Consider the following 19,669-nt stretch of genomic DNA (forward strand, 5'->3'; position numbering starts at 1 on the left):
GGTGAGAGAGGATTCGAACCTCCGACCCACTGGTCCCAAACCAGTTGCGCTACCGGACTGCGCTACTCACCGAATGCCGCGCATATTAATCACCTGCCCGCCGGTCGTCAATCACTTTCTCGCACTTTTTCCGCTAGCCAGCGCGCGTTCGCTGCATTATTGTTCTTTTTGTGTGATTTACCGGCACCACCCACCATTTTGGACGCGCACCGGCCATCAACCCGACCGGTACGCTCACGTAAGGAGCTGTCACATGAAACTGTTTTACACCCCAGGCGCCTGCTCGCTCTCTCCACATATCGTGCTTAACGAGTTAGGTTTGGCCCACACCCTGGAAAAAGTGGACCTGAAAACCAAGCAAACCGAACACGGCAGCGATTTTCGCCTCATCAACCCCAAAGGACAGGTGCCGACCCTACAGCTGGATGACGGCAGCATCTTGACCGAAGGGGTGGCGATTGTGCAGTACTTAGCCGATCAATGCCCAGAGGCCGGATTGCAGCCCGCGCCCGGCACCCGCGCTCACTACCATCTACTGGAAGTGCTGAACTTTATCGCCACCGAGCTGCATAAAGGCTGGGGCGACCTGTTTAATCCTGCCATGCCGGCAGATTATCGCCAGCAGGTCTTACAGCGGATCGCCGGTCAGCTTGAGGGCCTCAACCAGCAACTGACTGACGCGCCGTACGCGTGTGGCGATGCCTTTAGCATTGCCGACGCCTACCTGTTCACCATTTTGGGCTGGGCTAAGTGGCTGCATATCGATCTCGCGCCCTACCCGCAAGTACAAGCGTACTTAAGCCGCATTCAGGCGCGCCCTGCGGTACAAGCCACCTTACAGGCGGAAGGCTTGCTGTAACACCGGAGATCGATGTAGCGCTTACGCCCAACGCCCTGAACGACAGGCAAAAAAAGACCCACCGCAGTGAACGGCTCACTACGGTGGGTTTCCCAATCGCCTGTCTAGCAGCGATAAAATTACCCATTACCCAACAACTTTTGCCGCGATCTCTTGTTTACTTACCGCGTCATTGCTTACTTTTCCACTTCCACCGAAGCATTCGCACCGTACAACACCGAACGTTACCGACGGCCGAACTTGTGCAAACTCACGCCAACTTACAGCAGACCTTCGATTTGCTGATGCAGCTCCGGCGCCCACACGCCGCACTGTACCTGACCAATGTGCGGACGTTGCAGCAGCAGCATGGTCAGACGTGATTGCCCAATCCCGCCACCGATGGTCTGTGGCATGTGACCGGCCAGCAAACTCTGGTGCCATGCTTGTTGCAAGCGCTCCTCATCCCCAGTCAGTGCTACCTGACGACGCAGAGCGTCAGCATCGACACGAATCCCCATCGATGACAGCTCCAGCACATCATCCAGCACTGGGTTCCACACCAGAATGTCACCGTTCAAACCGGCCAAGCCGTCCACACCCGCTGAGCTCCAGTCATCGTAATCTGGGGCGCGGCAATCATGGGCCTGACCGTCAGACAAGGTACCGCCAATGCCCATCAGGAACACTGCGCCCAGCTCTTTAGCAATCGCACGCTCACGCTCTTTGGCGCTCAAGGCTGGATAGCGCTGCAGCAATTGCTCGCTGTGCATGAAATGAATGTCCACAGGCAGGAACGGCGTCAAACCATACTCGGCGCACACTGCTTTTTCGGTCAGGCAGATGGCCTGATAAATCTTGCGAACCGTCTGCTGCAGATAGGCGGGAGTGCGCTCACCGTCGGCCATCACGCGCTCCCAATCCCACTGATCCACATACACCGAGTGGATAGCCGACAGACGATCTTCGTCCGGACGCAGCGCTTTCATGTGGGTATACAGCCCTTCACCAACGGCAAAACCGTAACGGCCCAGCGTGTGACGCTTCCACTTGGCCAGCGAGTGCACCACTTCAAACTGCGCCTGTGGCAAAGTTTTAACCTTCACCTGCACCGCTTGCTCGCTACCGGACAGGTTATCCTGAATACCGTCGCCCACCTGACTTAAAATCGGGCCCTGCACTTCCACCAGACCTAACTGATGGGCCAACTGGCGGGAGAAGAAATCTTTCACAAAACTGATTTGCTGCTGACGTTGGATAAATGACTTGTTCATCGTGCAAGGCCCCGTACATTCTTGTTTAATCTTATCGACGGTAACCCGTCATCTCTGTAGATGATTCTTCAATAAAACGCACAGCAAATTCAATAATCGTCAATAAAAATAGCCTTGCCATACAGATATCAACAAAATATGCTGCTGTATATTAATGATTAACCAATATCAGGGATAAAAAATGCACGAGAATTATCGGATCGATAATCTGGATAAATCGATTTTGAGCGCGCTAATGGAAAATGCGCGTACTCCTTACGCCGAATTGGGCAAGCGCTTTGCCGTCAGCGCCGGTACGATCCACGTGCGCGTCGAGAAGATGAAACAAGCCGGCATTATCGAAGGCACCCGCGTGCAGGTCAGCGCCAAGCGCCTCGGTTATGACGTGTGCTGCTTTATCGGCATCAATTTGAAGAGCGCCAAAGATTACCCCTCCGCGCTGGATAAACTGCGCGAGCTGGAAGAGGTGGTGGAGGCCTACTACACCACCGGTAATTACAGCATCTTCATCAAAGTGATGACTCGCTCGATTGATGAGTTGCAGCATGTGCTGGTGAACAAAATTCAGAATATCGATGAGATCCAGTCCACCGAAACTCTGATTTCCCTGCAAAACCCGATCTTGCGTGACGTTCGCCCGTAAGCGGCAAAGGCACGGTCAGAATAAATGGCTGACCGTGACCTGATTTTTGCCATTGCGCTTGGACTCATACAAGCAGTCATCGGCCAGTTTAAAGGCGGTCTCAAACGCCTGCGCCCGCGCGATACACACCCCGATCGACACCGTAACCGGCAAGCCGGTCAGCGCCGACTCATCGGCAATGGTGCGCCGGATCAATTCGGCACGATGGCGCACCGTATCTTCGCGATCGGTCATCAGCAGCAGTAAAAACTCCTCGCCGCCCCAACGCGCGACAATATCGTCATCGCGGGTGAGGTTTTGCAGCACCTGCGCAATGGTCTGCAATACCTGATCGCCAATTGCATGCCCATGTCGATCATTGACCTGCTTGAAATTGTCTACATCCAGCACCAACACGCTAAAGCCACTGGGTAAGCGGCGCAGGTGATCGTTAACGTAATAACGATTATGCAGCCCCGTCAGCTCATCGCGATAAATCTTATTTTTCACCCGTAGCACCCATGCCAGCAGCAGCACCAACGTACTGGCGCTGGCGAGCGCAATCAGCAAATCACTGGCCGACAATAACGACAGCTTGCTGTAAGCAATATTGATGCGCTGCTGCGAGCACGGGAGCAAAAAACTGTCCGGCGTATTGGCATCATTGAGAAAAAATTGGGTGTTGTGCTGCTGGTTAAAGCTGGCGGTAATATGGCGGAAAATCATCGACCGAATATCAGCAATCGCCACCGCTTGTAGTTTGCCCTCGGTATACAGCGGCATCAGCATACTGACCAATTTTAATCCCGAGTAATTTTCCCGATAAGGGGTGGTGATATACACCCGACAACCGCGAAAATCCCCGGCATCATACGGCCGCTGCTGCCAAGTAGGATCGATGCGACTCATCTGCTGCAGTGCTTGATCGGCTTGGCGCGAAAACAGCAAATCATGGTACGGACGATAAGGCGTGACGATCACATAGTCCCGCGCATACTGGATCAACCCTAAGGTAGCCAAATGATTATGGGTAATAAAATCGAGGTTTTGCTTAATTTGCTGCAAATTGGCAAAGATATCCGGTGCCCGTAACGTTTGTAAGTCGGCATTCGGTAGCGGGATAAATTTGATGTGCGCAAACTGCTTATTGCGCATGAGTAGCTCATTGGCCGGTAAGAACGGCACATTGTTATAAGCCACATAGAGGTTACGCAACTGGGCGTAACTGTCGAGAAACACCGCGTTGATTTCATTGAGCAGTAACGTTTTGTACTGCAGATAGCGACTCTGGGCATGCAAAAAAAAGAATAGCGTGACCAGCAGGCTGATCAGTACAAAACTGTAGCTCAACCAGAGCAGGCGTTTTTTATCGTTCATCCTAATATCACACGGTTAGTGTTGGCACGACGGTGAGCGGCAAGCGCCACACCACCGTGAGCAGTCATCATGCACCCGCTGTTTTCGCGGCCATGCATTATCAGCTGGGCTGATGACAGCCTATCGTGTTTTAGTATGACATAAATCCACCGCCCCTTCTGCCCTTGCACACCTAAACCGTTTTCCCTTGGTCTGACAAAAGTACAGGGCAAAATTTTTTTAGTGTTAATGTGATCACACTCTTGCAAGGCTGTAACGTTTCAGCTAGGATGTTTTTAAGCCGAAACGAGAGGCGAATCACACAAAGGAGCATCATCATGACACTGTCTATTATCCGTCAACGTGCTATCCGTACTCAGAAGCAGCAAGCCACTATCGCTCTGGTATCTCGTGCATTTAGCAAAGCGCGTGCTTACTGGCACATCCGTAATGCTCAAGCGCTGTAATCTCAGCGTCTGATCGACATTACACAGCAACACAGCAACACAGCAACACAGCAACACAGCAAAAAATAGCATCAGATGTTATGCCCGATCAGGGCAAGCAAGACGTCATCACGAGCAGGCATTCGCCTGTGCGTAACCGGTTTGCACTATCACGCCAGAAGTATTGCGCGCCGCAACCGGATTTGACCATCACCGGACAGACGCCGGTACAGGGATAGGTTTCTCTGAGGTTACATAGGACGTAACAGTAACCTCCTTTTCTTTTTCAGCGTTATTTTTCTTGGCTTCCTGCTTTCCTGCCGCACGCTAATACCCGCACGATACTTACACGACGATTCTTACACTCAACGTACATGCGCGACATCCGTATCACCACGCGTCCTTGCGTGGCGAGTTTATTGGCTTACCTATTCCGTCAACAGGTGATACAACAACTCGCTATCGAGCTTATCGACTTGTGACTGACCACTGAGCACCTTGTCTGCCAACTCGCGTTTTTCAGCATGCAGCGCAACAATTTTCTCTTCGATCGTATCTTCTGCGACCAAGCGATACACCGTGACTGGCTGGGTTTGCCCCATACGGTGCGCCCGATCGCTGGCCTGATCTTCGACCGCCGGATTCCACCACGGATCCAGATGGATCACCGTATCCGCCTCGGTCAGGTTCAAACCGGTACCGCCAGCTTTCAAGCTAATCAGGAATAACGGGTGCTTCCCTTGTTTGAAATCGGCCACCGCTTGCTGACGGGCGGTGGATGAACTGCGTCCATCCAGATAACTGTACCCCAAGCCACGCGCCTCTAACTCATGGCGCAGTAACGTCAGCAAGCCAACGAATTGGCTGAAAATCAAAACCCGATGCTGACCGGCCAGCGCTTCCTCCACCAGCAATAACGTTTCTTCCAGCTTGCTGGCACTGCCTTGGTAATCAGGGAATGACAGTTGCGGATGGCAGCAAATTTGTCGCAAACGCGTCAGCCCAGAAAGCAAGGTCATCCCCGCGCCACGCTCAGGCTCTGCCGCCAGCTCCAGTAAGGTCTGATTACGCGCCTGTTCATACAGTGCCCGCTCTTGCTCACTTAAGCTTACGCTGTGGGTGATTTCGGTTTTCTCCGGCAGTTCGGTCAGCACCTGACGCTTAGTACGGCGTAAAATAAACGGCGAGACCAGTGCGCGCAGACGTTGCAAGCTATCGCTGTCACGCACGGCTGAGGCATATTGGCGCATAAACTGCGCTTTGCTGCCGAGTAGCCCTGGGTTAATAAAGGCGAACAGGCTCCACAGCTCGGTTAAATCGTTTTCCACCGGCGTGCCACTGAGGGCAATCCGTGCCTGCGCGCGCAAACGGAACAGCGAGCGCGCACGCTGGGTGTTAGCATTTTTAATCTGCTGGGCTTCATCCAAAATCACGGTGGCCCAATCACGCGCACTGAGCCAACTGGCACACCGCGCCAGCAAGCCATAACTGATGATAATCACTTCCCCAGCGCCCGCGTTGGCAATCAGCTGCTGGCGATCTTCGCTTTGCTCCACATCATGCAACACCAACTCAGGGGCGAAGCGCTGCACTTCGCAGGCCCAGTTGTGCAAGACCGATTTCGGCACCACCACCAGCGCTGGACCTTGTTGCCGCCGTAAACGCAGCAACGTTAACGCCTGTACCGTTTTGCCGAGGCCCATGTCATCGGCCAGACAAGCACCAAAGCCATGTTCACTCAGGTGCGCCAACCAGCGTACCCCTTCGCATTGATAGGCGCGCAGCGGCGCTAATAAGTCTGGTGCAATCGCCACCGGCTGCTGCCAGCGTTCGGTCAACGCCTGCCAGTGCGGATCGCCCGGCACCGCTTGCTGCTGCAGTAACTGCTGCAACGGGAAGGCCAGTTGTTGGGTAAAGCTTTGATCTGCCGCCACCAAATGGCGCAAAGTTGCCAACTGCTGCTGCAAACGAGCAGTCAGCAACAAAATTTGCCCATCATCCAAGGTGATATAAGCTTGCGGCTCATGGCGCAGTAGCTGATCCAGTGAGGCCAGTTTCAGCTCTTCCAGCTGCAGCTCACCGTCGAGGGCAAACCACTGCTCACGGTCATTAACCCGTAATTTAAGATCGTCGGTATCGACCCGATAGGCACGCGGACTTTCCTTGTGCCACAGCAAACGCGCACTGTGCCGCTCTGGGCATGATTGCAAGGTGTGTAGCATGGCAATCGCTTCGGCCCCTTGCCAGCGCCAACGCGTTGGCTGCTCACCACTGCCGCCATGGCTATGCTGACCGGTCACGAACAACTGCTGCCAAACCTGCGCTTGCGCCAGCTCGGCCGCCAAATCACGACGTAGCCAATGCAGATGATCTTGCGGATCCATGATCCACGCTTCACCTTGCCCAGGCGGGAGCGGATGCGGCCACTCGTGCTCAGGCTGGGTGGTTAGCTGGATTTCCAGCGTATCGCCGCTCCAGTTCAGCCACAGATATGGGATCGGCAACCACTCGGAGACCTGCACATTGCCCTGTAATTGCGGATGCTCGCTGTACCACGGTTGCTGCGGCCAGCGGGTAATCAATGTCTGCAAGGATGCCACCGCACTCGGCGGTAAATCACTCGGGGTGCGCTGCAATGAGCGCAACAACGGCACTAAAGGCGCCGGCAACTGATAAAACTGCCAGACCGTGGCCGCCACTTGGCGCAGCGTCCCGGCTTCCACCGCCAAACGCGGATTGAGCAGGCAGCGCACTCCGTCGCCTTCTTGCGCGGGTAACAAACGCACCAAGGGCTGCAGCGGCAACAAAATCAGGCGCTCGCCCTCCGGCAACAAGACCCGTGGATGTCGACTCAGCGCTTGCAAAAGCGGTTCATCCACCAGCACATCACGATAAAAATAGTGCTCTTGCGGGTTAGTGGCACGATAGACGCGCAGGTCGTCTTCATCCAGCAAACGCTCGGCTTCTAAGCGCAGATTGTAAATGCTGACCTGTCGCCCTTTGGTCCAACCCTTCTTGCCACGTTTTTGAATGCGCGCAGTCAGCTGCTTGGTTTTCGGCGCTAAGATCCACACCACCCGCTCATCGGCGCTGCTATTGGTGGCCATCTCGTCCGCTAATGTCGGTTCAGACAACTCAGGCACCGGCGCCGCCGGACGACGTAAACCGTCAGGGAACAGTGAATTGAAGAGTGAATAGGTCGCCGGCTCTCCGGCCAGCGCCCGTAGTAAGGCTTGGGTTAACGCAATCAGCGGGGCGCGCGGCGGATAACGCATGATATGGGCAAACGCGCTGCGCTGGCGGCGCTGTTCATCAGGGCCAGCGCCTTGCTGCACGGCACGCAGCGCAAACAAGAGCAGATCGCCCCAGCGTGGTGGCTCCTCTCCCTGCTGCTCTAACAGACGGTCAGCACTGTCGGCATCGGCGGCCAACAGGCGCGCGCAGTAGTGTGCCGCCGGCCAATTTTCTACCGCTCGCAGCTGTTGCTGGATCTGGGTCAAAGCGGCAGTACCGCGCTCTGGTGGCAGCAATAGCGCCGCCAGTAGACGGGAAAAGACCGCATCCACCGGCAACTCTTGCTCTGATGGCAACTGACGCTGGGCTGGCGCACTGCGGGCAATGCGATGCAGCCAATGGTTGGCAGGTAACGTGCCGGCTGAACATAAAAACGCACAGCCGGTCCAGCCTTGATACAAGGCCGTTAGCCCCTGCGTATCCAGCACAGCTTGCGCCTGCTGCCAAAAATTCGGCTCACACTGGGTGCGGATCTGGCGCAACAAGGCATAACGCGCAAACGGTGCGATCCAATCTGCGGGAAGATAGCCAATCCCAGCCCACAGCCACTCAGCATCCGCCAGCATATCGAGCCAATAGCCGCTATCGGCATCACATAACGGCAATGCCGCCGCTGGGGTGAGTGCGGCCTGCAATAGTGCCTGCCACGCTTGCATCAAGGGATCGTTACTGCTGGGTAAACGGGCGAGAGTCAGCTCACCGCGTTGCAATAAACGCAGCAGCGCCCAACCCCCGTTCGGGCTTAACAGATAGTGGCGCTCTGACTCGCTACCTTCGCACTCCAACAGCTCGGCTTGCTGTAAGGCAGTCAGCACGTCGTCCAGTAACGATGAGGGCAGCCAGGGAAAATGCGACTCCACCCGTTGGGCCAACGCCGCGACCGGTAAACTGAAACTGGCCGACAGCTGACACAGCACTTCAATATGCAAAGGGTGAAGTAATAAAGACATCCGACATCCTGAGGTTACGCCAAAAACACTCTTCAGGATGCCTCAGATAGCCGGTTCGGTTCAAGTGTTGCTATTGGTGCTGTGTCAAAAACCATAATAAAAGAAAGGGAATGACGATCCAAGAGGCGGTATCACGTGTACTTGGCTTACTTCACATCCATGATGCGAACCATCAAGCCGAGGCACAGACCGCTTGCAGTTCGGGATCGCTACGCAGCAAGGTGCGTACTACCTCAGGCAGAGACAGACGCCAATCCAATGTCAGTGAGGCAGCGTCCTCTTCCGGTAATTGAGCACACAGCGCCGCCCGCGAGCGCTCGCTACACAATATGCTACTGGACGGCCTCGGCGCTGCTTGCGCAAACGCAGCCGATGCAATGGGCTCAATTCGAGGTAACCGCGCAACCGGCCAGCCACATGCCAATACACAGCGAAAAATTTCTTCAGCAAATTCAAACCAACTGACCGCGGGCGAGCCGGCCAGATGATAAATCCCCCCCGGCAAAGACGGTGCTGTCAGTGCGGGCAGAAACCGAGCTAACTGCAACGCGCTGGTCGGACAGCCCCGTTGATCATTAACAATGCGCAGAACCGGCTGACGTAGCGCCAGATGCAGCATCGTGCGCACAAAATTACGGCCACATGGGCTGAATAACCACGCGGTGCGAATCACCCTAGCCTGCGGCAGGATCTCCAGCACCTGCTGCTCCCCCTGCCATTTACTGTAACCGTAATAATTGATGGGCTGCGGGGTGTCGGTTTCGTTAAATACCTCGGCCACGTCATTTGCCAGCGCGCGGTTTACTGCGTTTTGGCCAGCAAACACATAGTCGGTTGAAAAATGCACTAAAGTCGCGCCAACGTCACCTGCGGCACGCGCCAACTGTGCCGCCCCCACGACATTGGCCTGCCACGCGGCGTGCGGCGCACTTTCGGCTGCATCCACCTGCGTAAAGGCGGCTGTATTGATGATCAGATTCGGTCGCCACTGCCGGACACACTGCTGTACTTGCTCAGGATGGGTAATATCCAACGTTTGCCGATCGCAGGCCAACAGCTCCCATTCAGCAGGAGCGGCAGCGCAAAGTATCTGCCCAAGCTGGCCATTTTTTCCGGTCAGCAACACCCGCATGCGCGTAACGCCTCCAGCGTCAGACCCTGTTGGTCTTTTTCCGATAAGATTGGCGTTTCAACGGGCCACGGGATCTGTAACGCCGGATCATCCCAGCGCAAACAGCGTTCATCGCCAGCGTGATAATAGCCCGTGCATTTGTATTCCACTTCCGCGCCCTGCGGCGAAAGTACGGCAAAGCCATGCGCAAAGCCCGGCGGGATCCAAAGCTGCGCCTGATCATCGGCCGACAGCACCACACTCTCCCACTGGCCAAAGGTTGCCGAATCGGCGCGCAGATCCACCGCCACATCAAACACTGCGCCACTGACCACCCGGATCAATTTTCCTTGCGGATAGTGTTGTTGAAAATGCAGACCACGGATCACCCCGGCTGCCGAATAGGAACGATTATCCTGCACAAATTCGTCAGTGATCCCCAGTAACGTCTGATAACGGCGCTTTTCGAACACTTCCAGAAAATAACCGCGCTCATCGCGATAGACCTGCGGATAGATATGGAATAGACCGGATAATCGGCCGGGCTTAACTTGCATGCGGTACTCCAAGCATACGAATAACAGTGCATTGGCATCTAACGCTTACCAGTATAAAAGAAAAAGCCATGCAATCGCTCACTGCATGGCTTGTCTTGGATAGCTCGTTTGGGAAAGATACAACCGGATATCACTCTCACCGCACTCCGCGCGGTTATTTCCCGTCAGGCGTTTCCAGTAAGAGCCGGTACAGCACGCCGCCGGCAATCCCACCTACTACTGGGATTAAGCAAAAGACCCATAACTGCTCCAGCGCCCATGTTCCTTGGAACAGCGCGACGCCAATACTGCGCGCAGGGTTAACCGAAGTGTTAGTCACCGGCACGCTAATCAAGTGGATCAAGGTCAGCGCCAAGCCAATCGCCAATGGCGCAAATCCCGCCGGTGCGCGTTTATCAGTTGAGCCGTGGATCACTAACAGGAAAAACAGCGTCAGCACAAACTCTACCGTCATGGCGGCGGCTAAGGTATAGCCACCTGGGGAGTGCTCACCATAGCCATTGGCCGCAAAACCACTGGTGGTGGCATCAAAGCCGGCCTTACCGCTAGCAATCACATACAGCACCGCCGCAGCCGCTATGCCGCCTGCGATTTGCACAATGACATACGGCAATACCTGAGAGGCCGGAAAACGCCCTCCGGCACACAGACCGATCGTCACAGCGGGGTTAAAATGGCCACCGGAAATATGGCCCACCGCATAAGCCATGGTGACGACGGTCAAACCAAACGCGAATGCCACCCCCAAAAATCCTATTCCTAATTCGGGAAACGTGGCCGCCAAAATTGCGCTCCCACAACCCCCAAAAACCAACCAGAATGTTCCGAAGAACTCTGCCGTTAACGGTTTTTTCATCGCCATCCCTCTTAAATAAGCATTGAGTCAACCTCTCGAGGCCCATATCCACCAACGCCACTCGTCGACCGGCTCTGCTTGCCACGCTCTACATCCGCTCGCCAACACGCCAGCACAACGAGTAATAGCCCTCACATGTAATAACGGTGGAATATGTGAAACCCCACAGTAAAAGATAGAGCATGTATGGGCGGCACGGCGGCTGCGCACTCAAATGCATAAAAATCCGGCAAACGAGATAAATACAGGCAACGCAATGCTGCCAATCGCTATTTTCACAGCGTTTTATCGCTCAATAGTGCGCCCAGCCTATCCGCAGAAAATTGATATTTAATTTCCTAATGAAAATGCTATTTGTGATATTGATCGCGGAATATTTTATTAAGGCGCCGAAAACAAAATTGCCCGACAGCACGCCATTAATAAAATTACGCTGGCACAGTAAATGACATTATCAAATGACGTAAAGTTAACTGTACAAATAGAGCATTGATTGTCATAACCTGAAACAGGAGGCAATAAACATTCAGCCTTCTTTTTCTACCAAGTTACACTTCATTCAGTGTGCAGCAATAAACCATCAATAAATGGCATGCATAAATAAACACCACTTATGTACAACGAAATACACAAAATAAAGAGAGGAAAGGATAAATTACGCGCGGTTACAGAAAAGATTATTTCAACACATAAAACAAAGCGCTGGCGGCGCGAGGAAAGAAACATCTAGTTGCGTGAAATTACATTTAAAGATAATCACATACAATAACGACTTTTCGTCAGGATTACTGATTATTCATAAATTCATAAATAATTACGCGACACAAGGCACAATCCGATTTTATCGACCTTTATTTTCTTCCCTATGCAGCTGTGTTAAAAAATAAACCAACTCATATACGGGATGTATATCGAGCCAGAAATGTTTATTCACGCATCAACATTAATGGCCTTATTCTCAGCAAAAACATAAATGCAATGACGGTATTATTCCTGCGCCGTTATCTCATTTATTAACATCCTTGGTGTGGGTTTTCGCTGCAGCAACAAATAAGGGTTCCTCATCCTCAGTTATGCACATCTTGTGCACCTTTTAGTGACTTTGGATGAATAAATATTAAGTTTATCGAATAAAGAGATAAATTTTATGGCATCTTCAGATGATAACAAAATGGGGCTTATGGGCCTCACTGTACTGGTAACAGTAAACATGATGGGCTCCGGTATTATCATGCTGCCGGCTAACCTCGCCGGTACAGGTGGTATTACCATGCTCTCCTGGCTGGTCACTACCGTGGGTGCGCTGTGTATCGCTTACACTTACGCAAAATGCGGTATGTTCTGTCACCGTGATGGCGGTATGTCTGCCTACTCACAAGAAGCGCACGGTAAGTCCTCCTTCTTCATCGCGTCTTATACCTATTATATTTGCTTGGTCATCAGTGCGGTGGCGATTGCCGTATCTGCGGTTGGCTACATGAAGCCTTTCTTCCCATGGTTATCTGAATCTGCAGTACACGCCTTCTGGGGTGTCGTGGGCGTTCTGGTGTTGACCATGGTGGCTAACTTCTGGGGTCCTAAATACACCGGTGGTATTTCCAGCGTAACTGTATGGGGGATCATCATTCCGGTGGTGGGTCTGTCCATCATCGGTTGGTTCTGGTTCAAACCTGAACTGTTCGCCGCCGGCTGGAACCCACACCACGTTGGCACTATGGACGGGATCTCTTCCGGTATCGCTCTGACTCTGTGGGCCTTCTTGGGGATTGAAACTGCAGGTGCTAACTCCGGTGCCGTACGTAACCCAGAAAAAACTGTTCCACTGGCCGTTATGCTGGCGACCGTTTCTGTGGCTATCGTGTACATCGCTTCAACTACCGTAATTCAGGGTATCGTGCCTAACGCTGAACTGGCGAAATCCAGTGCGCCGTTCGGTCTGGTATTTAGCATGATGTTCACACCGTTTGTGGGCCAAGTAATTTGTGCTCTGGCCATCATCGCCTGTATCGGTTCTCTGCTGGCTTGGCAGTTCACTAACGCGCAAGTATCTTGGGCGGCAGCACAAATGAAGCTGTTCCCAAGCATCTTCGGCAAAATGAACAAATACAACGCTCCTATCGCCGGTATGCTGATCATGCTGGTGCTGGAGTTGCTGCTGGCAACCATGAGTATTTCTCCGAACACCGTACAACAGTTCAACACCCTGCTGAACCTGTCTGTGTTCATCAACATGGTGCCATACGTACTGTCTCAAACTGGTCTGTTTGTTATGCTGCGTAAAAACCACGTCAGTGCCAGTCAATGGAAGATTGGTGCCGTGGTGGGTGCTTTCGCTGCCATCTACAGTATCTACGGTGTGTACGCTTGTGGTCAAACAGCCGTGTTCTACGGCTCTATCCTGACTCTGCTGGGTTACATCTTCTACGGCTTCATCGCTGCGAATGACGTACCAAGCGATTACGATGTAAAACAAGAAAAAATGGAACGCGGTTATATTACTTACCCGTTCAAATAAGCTAAAAAAAAAGCCATGCAGTTACCGCCCATTTAGGTGCCGTCTGCATGGCTTCGTAACACACACCGAATTGCCGTTTTTTTGTTGATGCTATTTTATCTTTGTGATCACAGACATCGTATATACGATATTCTGTAGCCAATTCAGGCGGCATTTATGCCGCCTTTTTTTGTGCCGATTGTCTAGGTTGCCGACTGACCTTGACCTTTCCCCAAAAAATAAGCCATAAAAAAAGGAAAGGCGCCGGATCACTCCAACACCTTTCCTCTTTAAATGATTGTCTCAGTTTTATGCTTCAGCCGGACGCGCCAGCAATGCGCGGTAAATCAGGCCACCGGCAATTCCGCCTAATGATGGGATCAAGCAAAACATCCACAACTGATCTAATGCCCAAGTACCTTGGAAAACCGCCGCCGCGATACTGCGCGCAGGGTTAACTGAGGTATTAGTGACGGGAATGCTCACCAGATGGATGATAGTCAGCGTCAGACCAATCGCCAGTGGCGCAAAGCCCGCAGGAGCGCGTTTTTCTGTCGCCCCGTGGATAACAATGACAAAAAACGCACTGAGGACAAACTCGCTCAGCATACAGGCGCTTAACGCATAACCGCCTGGTGAGTGAATGCCATAACCATTAGCCGCAAAGCCGCTGGTTGTCGCATCAAACCCCGCCTTACCGCTGGCGATACCATACAGCACTGCCGCAGCGGCAATACCGCCGATAACCTGAGCGATGATGTAAGGTAACACGCGCGCTGCCGGGAAGCGTCCACCGGCCCACAGACCCAAGGTCACCGCGGGGTTAAAGTGCGCTCCAGAGATGTGCCCGACCGCATAAGCCATGGTAACTACCGTCAGACCAAAAGCCAACGCCACGCCCAAAAAGCCAATGCCTAACTGAGGGAAAGCAGCAGAGATCAAGGCGCTACCACAGCCACCCAGAACCAGCCAGAAAGTACCGAAAAATTCGGCGCTAAAAGGTTTAAACATACACTGATGTCCTGTTTGTTAAAGAGCAGACATCAGGGTAAAGGCGGTCACGATGTACCGCCTAGCGGGGATTTGTAAGAGAGGTGAAGGATTGGTGTGGAAGGTTAAACCTAAGCAATCAGAGACGAATGACATTGCTCGCTTGTGATAATAGCGATTTTTTCTGCTGCCAAACTAGATCGCAAATATCATCAGTTGGATTGAATGCCGCCGGCGCTTGTAACAACAAGCTGCGAACTCGCTCATGATCAAAGTCATGACAAGCCTGATCCAGCTCTTTAAGTAAGAGCGATAGCTCCTGCCATGGCAGCATCACTTCGTTGGCTGTCATAATACGTGGATGCGAGGTACCTTGAACTGAATCACCAATCAGTAATTCTTCATACAGTTTCTCACCTGGGCGCAATCCTGTAACTTCAATGGCAATATCGCCATCTGGATTTTTATCATCCCGTACACTCAAGCCACTTAATCGGATCATGCGTTTGGCTAAGTCATAAATCTTGACCGGATCGCCCATATCTAAGACAAAGACATCGCCGCCATGCCCCATCGCCCCCGCTTGGATCACCAACTGTGATGCTTCCGGAATCGTCATGAAATAGCGGATAATGTCACGATGAGTCAGGGTAACTGGCCCACCTTGGGCAATCTGCTTTTCAAACAACGGCACGACTGAGCCGGAGGAGCCCAGCACATTACCAAATCGCACCATACAAAAACGGGTTTGGCTTTGCCGTGCAGACAAAGCCTGCAATACCAACTCGGCCAGACGCTTAGTTGTCCCCATAGTGTTGGTCGGCCGTACAGCTTTATCCGTGGAAATCAACACAAAGGTTTCAACGCCACTTTCGATCGCTGACTCAGCGCAGTACAAGGTACCAAACACATTATTACGCACTCCTTCCACCACATTGTGCTCAACCAGAGGTACATGTTTATAAGCGGCCGCATGATAAACCGTTTGGATACCAAAGGACTTCATCACCATCTGTAATCGATTCTGACGCTGCACCGAGCCCAAAAGAGGAATTACTGAAACATCCAAACCCTCTTTGTCACACAACGCTGATAGCTCTTTCTCAATGGCGTAAAGGGCATATTCAGACAGTTCAAATAGAACCAATTTGGCCGGTTTATATCGAACAATTTGACGACAAAGCTCAGAGCCAATCGAGCCTCCCGCCCCAGTGACCATAACCGCTTTGCCAGTAATGTTCTCGGCCATCAATTTGGCATCAGGAGCAACTGGATCACGGCCTAGCAAGTCATCAATCGATACTTTTTTAAGATTACTGATTTGTGCTCGACCTTCGACTAAATCAACCATACCCGGAATAGAGAGAACTTCACACGGTAAATGCTCTAAACGAGCAATCACTTTCTGCCTTTGTGACTTACTAACACTCGGCATCGCCAAAAGAACTTTCTTTATACCATAGCGATCTACTAGATAATTCAATTTATCCGAGGAATAAACTGTTACGCCATGAATGACAGCCTTATGCAAGCGAGGATTATCATCCACAAATGCTACCGGAAAATATTCACTTACTTGAGCCAACGCCGGAAGCAATTGACGACCAGACGCGCCAGCACCATAAATGATAACAGGTAACTGGCCACGCACACCATAGTTCAGCATCATTCTAAATGCCAAACGAGAACCACAAATAAATAAAAGCGAAAAAGTAAAATAAATCACTGAAACTGTGCGTGGCAAAAAAACTCCCGAGAAATAGGCCGAAACCACCAATAACACGGTCGAGAAGCTAATGCCTATCGCAACAGTACCAATGACCTTAGCGCTCACATATCTCAATACTGCACGATAAAGCCCGATTCGGATAAAAAATAAAATTGTACAAACAGCAAGAAATGCAAATAGCTGCCAATTTTCTATAGCTGTCAGTGGTGTTTGATCATCTAAGCGAACCCAATACGCGCCCCAATATGAAAAAGCCAACAAAACAACATCGATAGTCAGCATGATGCTGCGTTTAAGTCCCCTTGATAATCCCAGTAAGCCTGCCAACATCATAGTTCTCTTCACATTACAATAACGCCCATCATAGACTTAACTAGCATTACACATACCATGCTCAGCAATACCAACTACTCTAAAATATCAGTCCTTCGCTATCGCATCTCCAGCACCACTCCCTGATACAGTTTTAATTATATATTTTAAATACTTTGACAAGGTAAGCGTATCAATCATTTCCTTATCTATTTCGGCTAATAACTTTGGCGTAGACATATCAATGTTATTTATTTGTGCCAATCCAGTAATACCAGGAAGCACATCATATACTCCCAAGACATCACGCTCATCAATTAACTCGTGCTGATTAAAAAGATTCGGACGAGGTCCTACTAAGCTCATTTCACCTTTCAGAACATTAATCAATTGTGGCAACTCATCAATCTTAGTTTTACGCAAAAAAATGCCAAACTTAGTGATAGAGCTAGCACTTGCTAAATGAGACGCAACAGATTGTGTATCCAGCGACATAGTGCGAAACTTAATCAGCTTAAATGGTTTTTTATGTTTTCCCACTCGAGTTTGAATAAAAATTGGTGAGCCAGTATCAAACCAACCAATAATAGTGACAATGAATAATATTGGCCATAAAAGTAACAACCCGAAGCCGGCTGCAAAAAAATCGATTAACCGAATCATTCTTACCATCATTTATACCTGATTAAATTGAAGATGCAGGTTTAAGTATTTTAAAATTATCATTTATCCGACGTGATAGATGCCTAGAGCTCTCCGGTAATATCTCGCTAAAAAACCGCCATATTTCTACTCTGAACTCAGACAAACTGCTGAAATAACAGTTATATATCACTGACTCATTCATTACTTTCCACAGCCGCTCGATTGGGTTTATATTCTGGCTATACGGGAACAGATAATGCAGGCCAATATTCATCACGTAAGCCCATTATTTAACAAGGGCTGAACGGTGATAACCAACTCTATCCAAGATGATGTACGCCTTCTGCTTCACTGGGTACGTTTCGCGGGTTACGATGAAGAACCGTGCGATATTTTCCACATTGATGCTGTCGTATTCACGTATCACCGTGTTGCCGATATCGTTCAGGTTAAAGACTCCCATAATATTGAGATTAGTGCGGCTATCCGCTATCTCTACCGTAGCTTTCTGCTCTTTCGACATCCCGCCATAAACGAGCTAAGTTCTCTGTGTTGAGTGTACACCATCAATGAACAGAATGGAGGCGTCACTGGATCCCCGCTTCAGCGCTTCGTGGATGTCCACGAACACCCGCAGAGTTTCTGCGCTAAACCAATGCGAAATACCCGCAGATTTTGTGTAAGTGAAGCCATTGTGGTGCAGCTATTTGTTCATTCCTAACACGATGTAGCAAATACTTCACCATTTTTTGATAAGTGCAATGATGGCCTGAATGGTGAGTGGAGATTCTCTGTCAGATAAGCAATCAGTTCCGCGATCTGCGCTTCGCTGAGATGGCTGTGATAGCCTCCATTTTCGGTTCTGAGCTTTCATTATCAAGCTAGTCATTGAGGTGGAGCAAAACTGTTGTTTCATAGACACGTTGAGATTGCGCAATCATGGTAATTGGCCAGCTTCAGGGAAAAGCCGCACACAACGAACCTAGTCAATAATATGAGGTACACGGTGCCCCCTCCCCCATTTTTAGGGGCATTCAAAAGTAGATCTAAGACAGCCTTTGCCTGATGCAGCTTCGGTATGTAGCCATCTAGCGCCATGTTGGGTCGTTCATGGTTATAAACCCACAGTCATTACGTTGCTAATATGGTTATAAACCCACAGTCATTACGTTGCTAATTCTTGTAGCTCCTACAGTGTGCCAAGCAAGTGATGAGCCAACCAATCGTAACGCAGCTTTCTGTTAAACCGCTCTATGTAGGCGTTCAATTAGGGTCTGCCCGATTGAATATACCCCAAGGTGATCTCCTGTTTCATCCTCCATGCCTTAATCAACTCGCTGATATATTTCGGTCCACTATCACACCAGGTCATTGCCGGTTTAACACGCCACTCTATCACTTGGTTCAGAGCTCGCTTTACTCACGAGGCAGTCAATGAAAAATCAACCTCAATACACAACGCCTAGCGGCTAAAATCATCGATCACATTAAACAGTCGTACCGACCGGCCATCGCTCAGTTGGTCGTGCATAAAATCCATAGACCAGCAGTGGTTAGGTTGGTCGGACACTGCTATAACCTGCGATTTTTCACAAACCAGTCGTTTCTTGCGTTTTATACGCATGTTCAACTCAAGAGCTCCCGATAAATCAGATATACCTGATTGTGATTCCAGCCAAATCCTATGACGTTGCGTAGATAGAGAAAACGGAGGCCAAAGCCCCCACCAGTTCCCCTGGTTGCTCGTGATTCGCAGAAACCAGTCGACGAGCACGGGTTGATAGTGATAACAACTCTCACTGATCTTGAAGATGTTGCAGGCCAGTCTGATTAAGATGGCAAAGTATGAAACCGCTTTGCTAATCATCTCCCTGCGGGCTGATGGCGTTACCACTTTTTTGCCATAGCCTCTGCGATGTTCTCTGCCTTGAGGCGCTCCTTGGCATACATTTTCTTGAGGCGTCGACTTTCTTCTTCCAGCGCTTTGAGGTTAGCCATGAGGGAGACATCCATCCCACCAAATTTGGATCGGCCATTTGTAGAATGGTGACGGAGCTGATGCCATGCTCACGGCACAATTCAGGAACGGGTGAACCAGACTCGGTTTGCTTAATGATGGTGACCTTTCCCCTAGATTAATACCAATTTTATGATGAGATTCTTCAACCTACGCTGCTTGTCGTGCATATTCCACT

The 19,669-nt window shown here is 51.0% G+C and carries 13 protein-coding genes and 2 pseudogenes; 4 read left to right on the plus strand and 11 right to left on the minus strand.

Annotation, left to right across the window (positions count from 1 at the left end):
- Nucleotides 1-253: 253 nt before the first annotated feature.
- Nucleotides 254-859: a glutathione transferase GstA gene (gene gstA, locus L975_RS15225; RefSeq protein ID WP_047709230.1), complete on the plus strand. Its 606-nt coding sequence runs from the start codon at nt 254-256 to the stop codon at nt 857-859.
- A gap of 260 nt (nt 860-1,119) precedes the next feature.
- Here the strand turns inward: gstA and asnA are convergent, their stop codons facing one another.
- A complete protein-coding gene (asnA, locus tag L975_RS15230; RefSeq protein ID WP_047709231.1) occupies nt 1,120-2,112 on the minus strand; it encodes an aspartate--ammonia ligase in 993 nt (330 codons plus the stop codon).
- A 181-nt stretch (nt 2,113-2,293) separates the two neighbouring features.
- Here asnA and asnC point away from each other — a divergent pair, with 181 nt between their 5' ends.
- Entirely contained in the window at nt 2,294-2,755 is a 462-nt protein-coding gene (asnC, locus tag L975_RS15235; protein WP_010862870.1) for a transcriptional regulator AsnC, read from the plus strand.
- A 15-nt stretch (nt 2,756-2,770) separates the two neighbouring features.
- On the opposite strand, the gene L975_RS15240 is transcribed toward asnC, so the two are convergent.
- Complete coding sequence (locus L975_RS15240) at nt 2,771-4,111, minus strand: GGDEF domain-containing protein (RefSeq protein ID WP_010862871.1); 1,341 nt, start codon at nt 4,109-4,111, stop codon at nt 2,771-2,773.
- A gap of 317 nt (nt 4,112-4,428) precedes the next feature.
- On the opposite strand from L975_RS15240, the gene L975_RS18660 reads away from it, so the two are divergent.
- Nucleotides 4,429-4,557: a hypothetical protein gene (locus L975_RS18660; RefSeq protein WP_255359295.1), complete on the plus strand. Its 129-nt coding sequence runs from the start codon at nt 4,429-4,431 to the stop codon at nt 4,555-4,557.
- 407 nt (nt 4,558-4,964) lie between these two features.
- On the opposite strand, the gene L975_RS15245 is transcribed toward L975_RS18660, so the two are convergent.
- The 4 genes from L975_RS15245 to aqpZ (L975_RS15260) all read right to left on the minus strand — a co-directional run bounded on the left by L975_RS15245 (nt 4,965) and on the right by aqpZ (L975_RS15260) (nt 11,304).
- Complete coding sequence (locus L975_RS15245; protein WP_052181523.1) at nt 4,965-8,780, minus strand: DEAD/DEAH box helicase; 3,816 nt, start codon at nt 8,778-8,780, stop codon at nt 4,965-4,967.
- Between the two features lie 172 nt (nt 8,781-8,952).
- A complete protein-coding gene (gene rfbD / locus L975_RS15250) occupies nt 8,953-9,912 on the minus strand; it encodes a dTDP-4-dehydrorhamnose reductase (protein WP_052181524.1) in 960 nt (319 codons plus the stop codon).
- A complete protein-coding gene (rfbC, locus tag L975_RS15255) occupies nt 9,897-10,448 on the minus strand; it encodes a dTDP-4-dehydrorhamnose 3,5-epimerase (protein ID WP_047709232.1) in 552 nt (183 codons plus the stop codon). Before rfbC ends, rfbD begins: the two co-directional genes overlap by 16 nt.
- 154 nt (nt 10,449-10,602) lie before the next feature.
- Nucleotides 10,603-11,304, minus strand: a complete 702-nt coding sequence (gene aqpZ / locus L975_RS15260; RefSeq protein WP_047709233.1) for an aquaporin Z — start codon at nt 11,302-11,304, stop codon at nt 10,603-10,605.
- Nucleotides 11,305-12,451: 1,147 nt separating this feature from the next.
- On the opposite strand from aqpZ (L975_RS15260), the gene potE reads away from it, so the two are divergent.
- A complete protein-coding gene (potE, locus tag L975_RS15265) occupies nt 12,452-13,819 on the plus strand; it encodes a putrescine-ornithine antiporter (RefSeq protein ID WP_010862877.1) in 1,368 nt (455 codons plus the stop codon).
- A 288-nt stretch (nt 13,820-14,107) separates the two neighbouring features.
- On the opposite strand, the gene aqpZ (L975_RS15270) is transcribed toward potE, so the two are convergent.
- From aqpZ (L975_RS15270) to L975_RS17945, 5 genes and pseudogenes are all read right to left on the minus strand, one after another.
- Nucleotides 14,108-14,809 carry an aquaporin Z gene (gene aqpZ, locus L975_RS15270; RefSeq protein ID WP_010862878.1) on the minus strand — a complete coding sequence of 234 codons (702 nt, stop codon included), beginning with the start codon at nt 14,807-14,809 and terminating at the stop codon, nt 14,108-14,110.
- Between the two features lie 118 nt (nt 14,810-14,927).
- Complete coding sequence (locus L975_RS15275; protein ID WP_047709234.1) at nt 14,928-16,847, minus strand: nucleoside-diphosphate sugar epimerase/dehydratase; 1,920 nt, start codon at nt 16,845-16,847, stop codon at nt 14,928-14,930.
- Nucleotides 16,848-16,937: 90 nt separating this feature from the next.
- On the minus strand, nt 16,938-17,492 hold the full coding sequence (locus tag L975_RS15280; protein ID WP_047709235.1) for a sugar transferase: 555 nt from the start codon (nt 17,490-17,492) through the stop codon (nt 16,938-16,940).
- 22 nt (nt 17,493-17,514) lie between these two features.
- A pseudogene (locus L975_RS18610) lies at nt 17,515-17,997 on the minus strand (transposase).
- Between the two features lie 530 nt (nt 17,998-18,527).
- Nucleotides 18,528-19,591: pseudogene (locus L975_RS17945) on the minus strand (IS3 family transposase); the annotation flags it as partial.
- Nucleotides 19,592-19,669: the final 78 nt, after the last annotated feature.

The sequence above is a fragment of the Plesiomonas sp. ZOR0011 genome (assembly GCF_000800945.1).
Lineage (GTDB): Bacteria > Pseudomonadota > Gammaproteobacteria > Enterobacterales > CAMTGL01 > Plesiomonas > Plesiomonas shigelloides.

What these genes read in the sequence shown, in the direction of transcription:
- gstA (WP_047709230.1), top strand. Translation starts at nt 254, where the DNA reads ATGAAACTGTTTTACACCCCAGGCGCCTGCTCGCTCTCTCCACATATC.
- asnA (WP_047709231.1), bottom strand. Translation starts at nt 2,112, where the DNA reads ATGAACAAGTCATTTATCCAACGTCAGCAGCAAATCAGTTTTGTGAAA.
- asnC (WP_010862870.1), top strand. Translation starts at nt 2,294, where the DNA reads ATGCACGAGAATTATCGGATCGATAATCTGGATAAATCGATTTTGAGC.
- L975_RS15240 (WP_010862871.1), bottom strand. Translation starts at nt 4,111, where the DNA reads ATGAACGATAAAAAACGCCTGCTCTGGTTGAGCTACAGTTTTGTACTG.
- L975_RS18660 (WP_255359295.1), top strand. Translation starts at nt 4,429, where the DNA reads ATGACACTGTCTATTATCCGTCAACGTGCTATCCGTACTCAGAAGCAG.
- L975_RS15245 (WP_052181523.1), bottom strand. Translation starts at nt 8,780, where the DNA reads ATGTCTTTATTACTTCACCCTTTGCATATTGAAGTGCTGTGTCAGCTG.
- rfbD (WP_052181524.1), bottom strand. Translation starts at nt 9,912, where the DNA reads ATGCGGGTGTTGCTGACCGGAAAAAATGGCCAGCTTGGGCAGATACTT.
- rfbC (WP_047709232.1), bottom strand. Translation starts at nt 10,448, where the DNA reads ATGCAAGTTAAGCCCGGCCGATTATCCGGTCTATTCCATATCTATCCG.
- aqpZ (WP_047709233.1), bottom strand. Translation starts at nt 11,304, where the DNA reads ATGAAAAAACCGTTAACGGCAGAGTTCTTCGGAACATTCTGGTTGGTT.
- potE (WP_010862877.1), top strand. Translation starts at nt 12,452, where the DNA reads ATGGCATCTTCAGATGATAACAAAATGGGGCTTATGGGCCTCACTGTA.
- aqpZ (WP_010862878.1), bottom strand. Translation starts at nt 14,809, where the DNA reads ATGTTTAAACCTTTTAGCGCCGAATTTTTCGGTACTTTCTGGCTGGTT.
- L975_RS15275 (WP_047709234.1), bottom strand. Translation starts at nt 16,847, where the DNA reads ATGTTGGCAGGCTTACTGGGATTATCAAGGGGACTTAAACGCAGCATC.
- L975_RS15280 (WP_047709235.1), bottom strand. Translation starts at nt 17,492, where the DNA reads ATGATTCGGTTAATCGATTTTTTTGCAGCCGGCTTCGGGTTGTTACTT.